The sequence below is a fragment of the Bacteroidota bacterium genome (assembly GCA_038746285.1).
Lineage (GTDB): Bacteria > Bacteroidota > Rhodothermia > Rhodothermales > JANQRZ01 > JANQRZ01.
On the sequence record JBCDKT010000028.1, the window covers coordinates 43,387 to 51,763 of the forward strand.

6 protein-coding genes are annotated in these 8,377 nt (G+C 69.2%); 2 read left to right on the plus strand and 4 right to left on the minus strand.

Translation table 11 applies throughout. The features are described 5' to 3' along the window. Positions 1-6: 6 nt before the first annotated feature. From tssJ to AAGI91_10505, 4 genes are all read right to left on the minus strand, one after another. A complete protein-coding gene (gene tssJ, locus AAGI91_10490; GenBank protein ID MEM1043046.1) occupies positions 7-474 on the minus strand; it encodes a type VI secretion system lipoprotein TssJ in 468 nt (155 codons plus the stop codon). Between the two features lie 75 nt (positions 475-549). Continuing rightward, a complete protein-coding gene (locus AAGI91_10495; protein ID MEM1043047.1) occupies positions 550-1,926 on the minus strand; it encodes an FHA domain-containing protein in 1,377 nt (458 codons plus the stop codon). A 138-nt stretch (positions 1,927-2,064) separates the two neighbouring features. Further along, on the minus strand, positions 2,065-2,397 hold the full coding sequence (locus AAGI91_10500; protein MEM1043048.1) for a DUF3467 domain-containing protein: 333 nt from the start codon (positions 2,395-2,397) through the stop codon (positions 2,065-2,067). 146 nt (positions 2,398-2,543) lie between these two features. Then, on the minus strand, positions 2,544-3,935 hold the full coding sequence (locus AAGI91_10505; GenBank protein ID MEM1043049.1) for a pyridoxal-phosphate dependent enzyme: 1,392 nt from the start codon (positions 3,933-3,935) through the stop codon (positions 2,544-2,546). Positions 3,936-4,210: 275 nt separating this feature from the next. Here AAGI91_10505 and AAGI91_10510 point away from each other — a divergent pair, with 275 nt between their 5' ends. Both AAGI91_10510 and lon read left to right on the plus strand, forming a co-directional pair. Next, positions 4,211-5,695, plus strand: a complete 1,485-nt coding sequence (locus AAGI91_10510; protein MEM1043050.1) for an ATP-binding protein — start codon at positions 4,211-4,213, stop codon at positions 5,693-5,695. Positions 5,696-5,884: 189 nt separating this feature from the next. Then, positions 5,885-8,377 (plus strand): endopeptidase La (lon, locus tag AAGI91_10515; protein ID MEM1043051.1); only part of this gene is annotated, 2,493 nt, incomplete at its 3' end.

The window sequence follows — 8,377 nt, forward strand, 5'->3', positions numbered from 1 at the left end:
GGTGCGCTAGGGAATGGTCACGAACAGCCGGTTCTCGCCGACGCGCACGGCGACCGTTTTGCCACGCACCGCGTCAACGGGATAGATGGCTCGCCAGTGGTCCGGGTCCGGCAGCCTCAAGTCGGCGGCGAAACCGACGAACTGCGTCTCGTCACCGAGCACCAGATCGGCACTCTCCGTCACGTTGGGAAAGAGTTGGACTTCGCGCGGGCTGCCGAGCAGTTCGTCGCCAAGTTCCTGCTCGTCGCTCTGCCAGAAGGCTTGCGCCGAGGCGCGCTGGAAGTTGGCGTCGCCCGCCAGCTGGTAGATGCGCACGACGGCCGCGTTGCCGCCCGCGTTGAGGTTGGCCTCGCCGACCAGCGTGACGACGGTCGGCGTGGGCGGCGGCGGCGTCCGGCTGCACCCGGACAGGGCCAGCACGGTGAGGGCGCACATTACGACCCGGACGTTTCGCACGGAGGCACGCAGGGACATGGAACGAGAAGGAGGGTTAAAGGGGTGAGGGTAACTTGAGCCTGGAGCGGCACGCCTCCAGGGAGAGACACGGGGTCAGGCCCTGCGCCGGGTCATCCGCGCGAGGTAGGCTTTGATGAACGCCGGCCGGAAGGCCCGCCGCTCCGCGACCGACCAGTCCTCGCCGCCGAGTTCCTGGTGCAGCTCCTTGAGCCGGTCCAGCACGGCGACGCTCCGAAGCTGGGGTACTTTATAGACTGGGCTGCTCGCCTCGATCTCTTCTTCCAGCGGCGTCGGGTCCACCTGCCCGAGCAGCCGCCCGGCCCCGTCCTGCACGCTCGCCTTGTACCCGTCGAGCATCGCCAGTTGGTGCACCGCGACGGCGTCGGCCGCGTCCACGAGTACGCCGATGCGGCGCTCGGCCTCGGCTGGATCGCGCGTGTCGAGCAGGAGTGCTTTGAGCTCCTCGGGGGGCGTCTCGTACAGAAAGGCCGTCTCGTCGGTCTGGACGATCGTCTGCCCGATGAACTCGTGCCGGAACTGCCACGGGATCGAGACGAGCTTGGAGACCACTTCCAGGAGGGCGTCGAGCACGCGGTCGGCCTGACCGTCCAGCCCTGACATTTCCGGCGCGGCGTGCCGAACCGGCGGTGCCTCTCTCGGCAGTTCGGCCCCCCGGAGAGGCTCGGCGCGCACGGGCCCCACCGAGGGCGGAATGCCCGGCGGCGGGGTGTCGGGTGGTGGAATCGCCGGGGGCATCAACGGCTCTACCTGCGTGACGGCGAGGGGGTGGCTCCCGGCCTGCGAGGCAGGCGGCTCGTCCGCGAACGGCATGGGCTCGTTGGCTCCCGGCTCGTCCGGGCTCGGCTGGTCGGGGGCGGGCGAAGCAGCGGGGCTCCATGCCTCTTCGGGCGCGGCTGCCTCGCCGTGTACCACTCCTCCGCCCAGGAGTGCCGCCACGACCGCGTCCGGTTCGTCGCCGCCGCCGATCACTGCGGCGCCGAGCGCCTCGCGCAGGGCCTCGGCGCGGTGGGCCCCGCCCTCGGCCTCCCACACGCGGCGCATGGCTCCGAGCGAAGCGGCCAGTTTCTCCGCCACCTCGTCGAACGGATTCGCGAAGCTGGCGGCGAACACGGTCCGGTCGTCGCGCGGCTCCGGCGCGGCCTGGGGGTAGAACGTCACCTCGAAGTCGCCGAGCTTGAAGCTGTCGCCGGGGCTGAGCCGGGCCGGCTGGTCCGACGGCAACCGCTTGCCGTTGAGGAAGGTGAAGTTCTTGCTCCCCAGATCGGCCAGGTAGTACGCGCCGTCGGTGCCGCGCACCTCCGCGTGGTGCTTGCTGAGCACGCGCGACGGGTCGGGGAGCGTCAGCGCGTTGTCCCCGTCTCGGCCGATTGTGACGGGGCCCTGGTCGAAGACGTACTCGTCCGGCGCTCCGCTGTCCCCGGTGTGTGTGACCAGCAGCTTGATGGGCATGGGGGCTCGGGGTCGGGCGAAGAAGGCCTGGCTGTCGGACGCGGTGCGCCCGGAAAGTAGGGGTCCCGACTCCAACAAGCAAGGGCCCGCAGCCACGGCGCGAGCAGCATCGTGCGACCTGGTCGCTCGCGCTGCCCCCTACGCTTCGCCGCCCGGGATGCTGAACGAGAACTGCGGCGCTCCGCCGCCCTCGCCGATGGCCCCGAAGCTGGCTTCGTAGCGCCCGATGTTCTCTTCGAGCGCGGCGAGGAGCCGCTTGGCGTGCTGCGGCGTGACCACGATCCGGCTCTTGACCCGCGCCTTCGGCACGCCCGGCATCACCCGGATGAAGTCGAGGATGAACTCCTCCGGCGAGTGCGCGATCATGACGAGGTTCGCGTACGTCCCCTCGGCCACCTTCTCCGTCAGTTCGATGTTGATCTGGGGCTGGCTGGCGTTCGGGTCCTGGGGCGTGTCGGCGGCGTCGCTCATGGCGGTCGGGAGTTGAGATCAGGAATCGGGGTCGAGAGCCTGGGATCGGAGAGGAGGAGTTGGGCAGAGGTGCGTCAAGGTACCGCGACCGTCGCGCAACGCGCCACCGTCGTACCGTCTTCCGGTCCCACCGTCCGCCTCCGTCCTCACCGTCCGTTGGCGGCGAGGGCCGAGATCAGGTCCGAGCGCGTGATGATGTCGAGGCGGTCCGCGCCGGGGGTGTGGACGAGCACAGCCCCGGGGGCGGCGTTGAGCGCAGCCGACAGGTCTTCGACGGACACATGGGCGGCGACGGTCGGGAGCGGAGCCTCCATGACCTCGCCCGCGGCTTGGTCGCGGGCCGCCGGGTCGTCGACGAGCAGGCCGAGGATGCGTTTCTCGGTGAGGCTCCCGACGACGGCCCCGTCCTCCATCACCGGAAGCTGCGAGATGCCGTGCTCGGTCATCCGGGCGACGGCCTCGGCGAGGGTGTGGGACGGCGAGACAGCGACGACGGCGTGCTCGCGCCCGCTGTGCGCGAGGATGCGGTCCACGGTCACCGCTGAGCGCTCGTCGAGGAAGCCGTGGCGGCGCATCCACTCGTCGTTGTAGGTCTTCGAGAGGTAGCGGAAGCCGGAGTCCGGGAGGAGCACGACGACCACGTCGCCGGCGCTGAGGTCGCCCTGGTGCGCTTCGAGCCACTGCATCGCCCCGGCCATCGCCATGCCGCAGCTCTGGCCGATGAAGAGACCCTCCTCGCGCGCCAGCCGGCGCGTCATCTGCATCGCCTCCTTGTCGGTCACCCGGACGTAGTCGTCGAGGAGCGAGAAGTCCATGTTGCCCGCCAGGATGTCCTCGCCGACGCCCTCGGTGAAGTAGGGGTAGATCTCGGACTCCTCGAAGACACCCGTGTGGAAGTAGGTGTAGTAGACCGAGCCGTAGGGGTCGACGCCGATGGTTTTGAGGTCGGGGTTCTGCTCCTTGAGGTACTTCGTCGCGCCGGAGATCGTGCCGCCGGTGCCGGCCCCGGCGACGTAGTGGGTGATCCGCCCGTCAGTCTGCTCCCACAGCTCGGGGCCGGTCGCGCGGTAGTGGGCCTCGGCGTTGGCCGGGTGGTCGTACTGGTTGGGGTAGAACGAGCCCGGGACCTCCTCCGAGAGGCGCTTGGCGACGGAGTAGTACGAGCGCGGGTCGTCCGGGGCGACGGCCGTCGGGCAGACGATCACCTCGGCCCCGAAGGCGCGGAGGACGTCGATCTTCTCCTGGCTCTGCTTGTCGGTCGTGGTGAAGATGCAGCGGTACCCCTTCGCGATCGCGGCGATGGCGAGGCCCGCGCCGGTGTTGCCGCTCGTGCCCTCGATGATGGTCCCGCCGGGCTTCAGCAGCCCCTTCTGCTCGGCGTCTTCGATCATCGCAAGCCCGATGCGGTCCTTGACCGAGCCGCCGGGGTTCGTGAACTCGACTTTGGCCAGCACCGTGCAGGGCAGCGCGGCCGGGATGCGGTGGAGCTGGACGAGCGGCGTGTTACCGATCGTGCCGAGGATGGACTCGTGCCACATGAGCGGGTCTGGAAGATCGACGGGCGAAGCGCGGAGACAGCAAGGTACGCGGAGCCCCACCGAGGCGGCGGCGGGCGCTGATGGATTCGCTGCGACTTGACGACGGGCCGCGCGCCGTCGTTGCCCACTTCCCGGAACGCCGATCACGTTGGTGCCGTGCCTATATTGAGGCGCAGACCCGGCCGTGCAGGCGCTCCCGGTCTCGCTCACGACGGTCGTGGCTCGCGGCCCACCCGAGAGACTGCCCGCCGCCCGTCCTCCGCCCCGCCACCGCCATGGACATGCCCACCCCCGAGACTCGCTCCTCCGAGGTGCTTGCTCTTCTGGCACCGGAGGTGCTCGCGGCCACGGTGTCCGCCAAGAACCAGCGTCTCGGCTCGAACGCGGCCTGGGACGCGGTCTTCGGCAGCGAGGGCCTGTGGGACCGGCTCAGCCCCGAGGACCGCCGCTTCGCCGGCGACTACGTCACCGAGGCCGCCACCGGCGCGCTGATCACGCACCAGATGTTTCTCATCGCCCACCGACCCGAGGAACTGCCGGTGCCGGTGCTGCTCAACTTCCTCCCCGTCCACCTGCCGCATTCCAGAGCGTCGGGCCGCCCGGTCGTCATCACGGGCGAGGTCCTGCAGGAGCCCAAGCGCTGGGCCACCGACCAGACCAAGCGGCGGCGCATGGAGATGCTCGGCCAGATGGCGATGGGCATCGCGCACGACTTCAACAACCTGCTGACCAGCATCCTCGGCCACGTCGAACTCCTCAAGGGGGCGCTCGACGAGGTGCCCGGCGTGCTCCCGGCCACGCGCGACCACCCGCACACGATCGAGCGGGCCGCCCTCGACGGGGCCGCGCTCGTGCGCAAAATCCAGCGCTACATCCGCCACGAGAAGAAGCAGCGCTTCGACCTCGTCGACCTCGCCTCGATTCTCGACGAGGTGGCCTCGCTGACCCGGCCCTACTGGTACAACGAGCCGCGCGGCCAGGGCATCGCCATCGAACTCGTCAAAGAACTCGGCGAGGTCCCCCCGGTCCGCGGCGTCGAGCCCGAGCTGCGCGACGTGTTCGTCAACCTCATCCTGAACGCCGTCCAGGCCATGCCCGACGGCGGCACCCTCACGCTCCGTACCCGGCTCGACGGGTCGAGCGTGGTTGCCCAGGTGGACGACACCGGGGTCGGCATGACGGACGCGACGCGGCAGCACATCTTCGAGCCGCTCTTCACCACGAAAGGCGAGAACGGCACCGGCATGGGCCTCGCCGTTGCCTACGGCATCGTGCAGGAGCACAGCGGCGACATCGACGTGGCGAGCACGCCGGGCGAGGGCACGCGCTTCTCGGTCCGCTTCCCGGTCGCGGCGGCCAGCCCGCTGACGCTCGAGCCCGCCGCCCCGCCCGCCGAGCGGCGCTCGGTCGAGACCGCCCGCCTCCTCGTCGTGGACGACGAGCGCATGGTGCGCGACATCACCGTCCGCCTGCTGCGCAGCCGCCGCTACGAGGTCCAGGAGGCCAGCGGCGGCACCGACGCCCTCCGCTGCATCGCCGACGAGCCCTTCGACCTCATCGTAACCGACCTCGGGATGCCGGAGATGAGCGGGAGCGAGCTCGCCTACCGCATCAAGCAGCACCACCCGCACCTCCCCATTGTCCTGCTCAGCGGCCACACCGACGCCGAGGACCAGGCCGAGAGCGTCGACGCTGTCGTCCGCAAGCCGTTCCAGATCCAGGCGCTCGACGAGACGATCCAGGGCCTGCTGGCGGAGTAGGAGCGGAAGCGTGGACGAGCGGAGGCTGGGAAGACCACCTTCGGTGGCGCGGTCTGTGACCGTCCTCCGCTCTTCCTCTCCCCCGCTCTTCCACACCTGAAACCCGCCACTTTGTCACGCTCCGGCCGGTGGCACGGTTTTGGGCCAACGCGGTTGCTCCACTCCTCGTCTGTCTACGCCCTCCCATTGATGACCCGTCTTCCCCACTGGTTCTCCGACGAGACCGATCCTGAAGGTCCCCAGAACATCCCCCTCCTCACGCCCGACGAAGAGGCGGCGATGCACGAGTCTAGCCTGCCGGACGAGCTTCCGGTCCTGGCGCTCAAAAACACCGTCCTCTTCCCCGGCGTCGTCCTCCCGATCACCGTCGGGCGCGACACCTCGCTCAAGCTCGTCAAGGACGCCTACGGCGGCGACCGCATCATCGGCGTCGTCTCGCAGCGCGACGCCGAGGTCGAGAACCCGGACCCGGCTGACCTCTACCACGTCGGCACGGCCGCGACGATCCTGAAGCTCATCAAGATGCCCGACGGCTCGGTGAGCATCGTGATCCAGGGCAAGCGGCGCTTCGAGATCAGCGAGTTCACCCAGGACGACCCGTACCTCCGGGCGACCGTCCGGCCGATCCCCGAGGAGGTGGTCGGCGAGGATATCGAACTCGCCGCCCGTGTCCGCTCGATCAAGGAGATGGCGATCCAGATCGTCAACATGTCGCCCAACCTCCCGAGCGAGGCGGCCTACGCGATCCAGAACATCGAGTCGCCCGGCTTCCTCATCCACTTCATCGCCTCGAACCTCCAGATCGACGTCGAAAACAAGCAGGAGCTTTTGGAGACCGTGCCGATCGTCGAGCGCGCCGAGCTCGTCCTGAAATACCTGGAGCAGGAGATCCAGGTCCTCCAGCTCTCCGAGGAGATCCGCTCGAAGGTCAAGACCGACGTGGACCAGCAGCAGCGCGAGTACCTGCTGCGCCAGCAGCTCAAGACGATCCAGGACGAACTCGGCGAGAGCGAGGGCGGCGGGGCCGAGGCGCAGGAGCTGCGCGAGCGCATGGACGAGCGCGGCGACGAGCTCCCCGAACGCGTCGTCGAGACGCTCGAAAAGGAACTCACCAAGCTCGCCCGCACGAACCCGGCCAGCCCCGAGTACGGCGTGACGCGCAACTACGCCGAGACGATCCTCGACCTCCCGTGGCGGCACTACTCCGAGGACGACCTCGACATCGGCCGCGCTCAGGAGGTCCTCGACGAGGACCACTTCGGGCTGGAGGACGTCAAGCGCCGCATCCTCGAATACCTCGCCGTGCTCAAGCTCAAGGGCGAGCGCGCCGCCGACGGCGGCACGGCAGGCGACGCGATGAAGGCACCGATCCTGTGCTTCTACGGGCCGCCCGGCGTCGGCAAGACCTCGCTCGGCAAGAGCATTGCCCGCGCCATCGACCGCGAGTTCGTGCGGATGTCGCTCGGCGGCGTCCGCGACGAGGCCGAGGTCAGGGGCCACCGCCGGACCTACATCGGCTCGATGCCCGGCCGCATCCTCCAGGGCCTCAAGAAGGCCGGGACCTCGAACCCCGTCTTCATGCTCGACGAGGTCGACAAGCTCGGGTCCGACTTCCGAGGCGACCCGTCGTCGGCGCTCCTCGAAGTCCTCGACCCCGAGCAGAACGACACCTTCAACGACCACTACCTCGAACTCGACTACGACCTGTCGAAGGTCCTCTTCATCGCCACCGCCAACTACCTCGACCAGATCCCGCCGCCGCTCCGCGACCGGATGGAGGTCATCGAGATCAACGGCTACACGCCCGCCGAGAAGCTCGCGATTGCGAAGCAGTACCTCGTCCCGCGCCAGATCGAGCGCAACGGGCTGACCGAGGAGCAGTTCGACGTGGCGGACGACGCGCTCGCACTCCTCATCGACGGCTACACGAGGGAATCGGGCGTCCGGCAGCTGGAGCGCACCATCGGCTCGGTCGTGCGCGGGGTGGCGAAGAAGGTAGCTCTCGGCGAGACCGAGCAGGAGACCGTCGAGGAAGGCGACGTGGAGACCTACCTCAAGGGCCGCAAGTTCTTCTCCGACGTGGCCGAGCGCACCGAGGTGCCGGGCGTGGCGACGGGCCTCGCCTACACGCCCGTCGGCGGCGATATCCTCTTCATCGAGGCGAGCGTCAGCCGGGGTACGGGGCGGCTCGTCCTGACCGGCCAGCTCGGCGACGTGATGAAGGAGAGCGCGCAGGCGGCGTTCTCGTACATCAAGGCCCACGCCGAGGACCTCGGCGTCCCGCTCGACGCCTTCCGCTACTGGGACGTCCACGTCCACGTCCCCGCTGGGGCGATCCCCAAAGACGGCCCGAGCGCGGGCGTCGCGATGATCTCGGCGCTCACCAGCATCTACACCCAGCGCTGCGTCAAGCACACGGTCGCGATGACGGGCGAGATCACGCTGCGCGGCCTCGTCCTCCCCGTTGGCGGGATCAAGGAGAAGGTCCTCGCCGCCAAGCGCGCTGGGATCGAGACGGTCCTCCTGCCGGAGAAGAACCGGAAGGACATCGCCGAGATCAAGGCATCCGCCATCGAAGGGCTGGAAGTCGTCCACGTCTCGCGCATCGAGGAGGTCGTCGAGCACGTCCTCATGCCCGAGCCCGTCGCCGACCCCGCCGAGGCGTTCGCCCTCTCCGAGCGC

Coding starts and splice junctions, on each gene's coding strand:
- tssJ (MEM1043046.1), bottom strand. CDS start 474: ATGTCCCTGCGTGCCTCCGTGCGAAACGTCCGGGTCGTAATGTGCGCC.
- AAGI91_10495 (MEM1043047.1), bottom strand. CDS start 1,926: ATGCCCATCAAGCTGCTGGTCACACACACCGGGGACAGCGGAGCGCCG.
- AAGI91_10500 (MEM1043048.1), bottom strand. CDS start 2,397: ATGAGCGACGCCGCCGACACGCCCCAGGACCCGAACGCCAGCCAGCCC.
- AAGI91_10505 (MEM1043049.1), bottom strand. CDS start 3,935: ATGTGGCACGAGTCCATCCTCGGCACGATCGGTAACACGCCGCTCGTC.
- AAGI91_10510 (MEM1043050.1), top strand. CDS start 4,211: ATGGACATGCCCACCCCCGAGACTCGCTCCTCCGAGGTGCTTGCTCTT.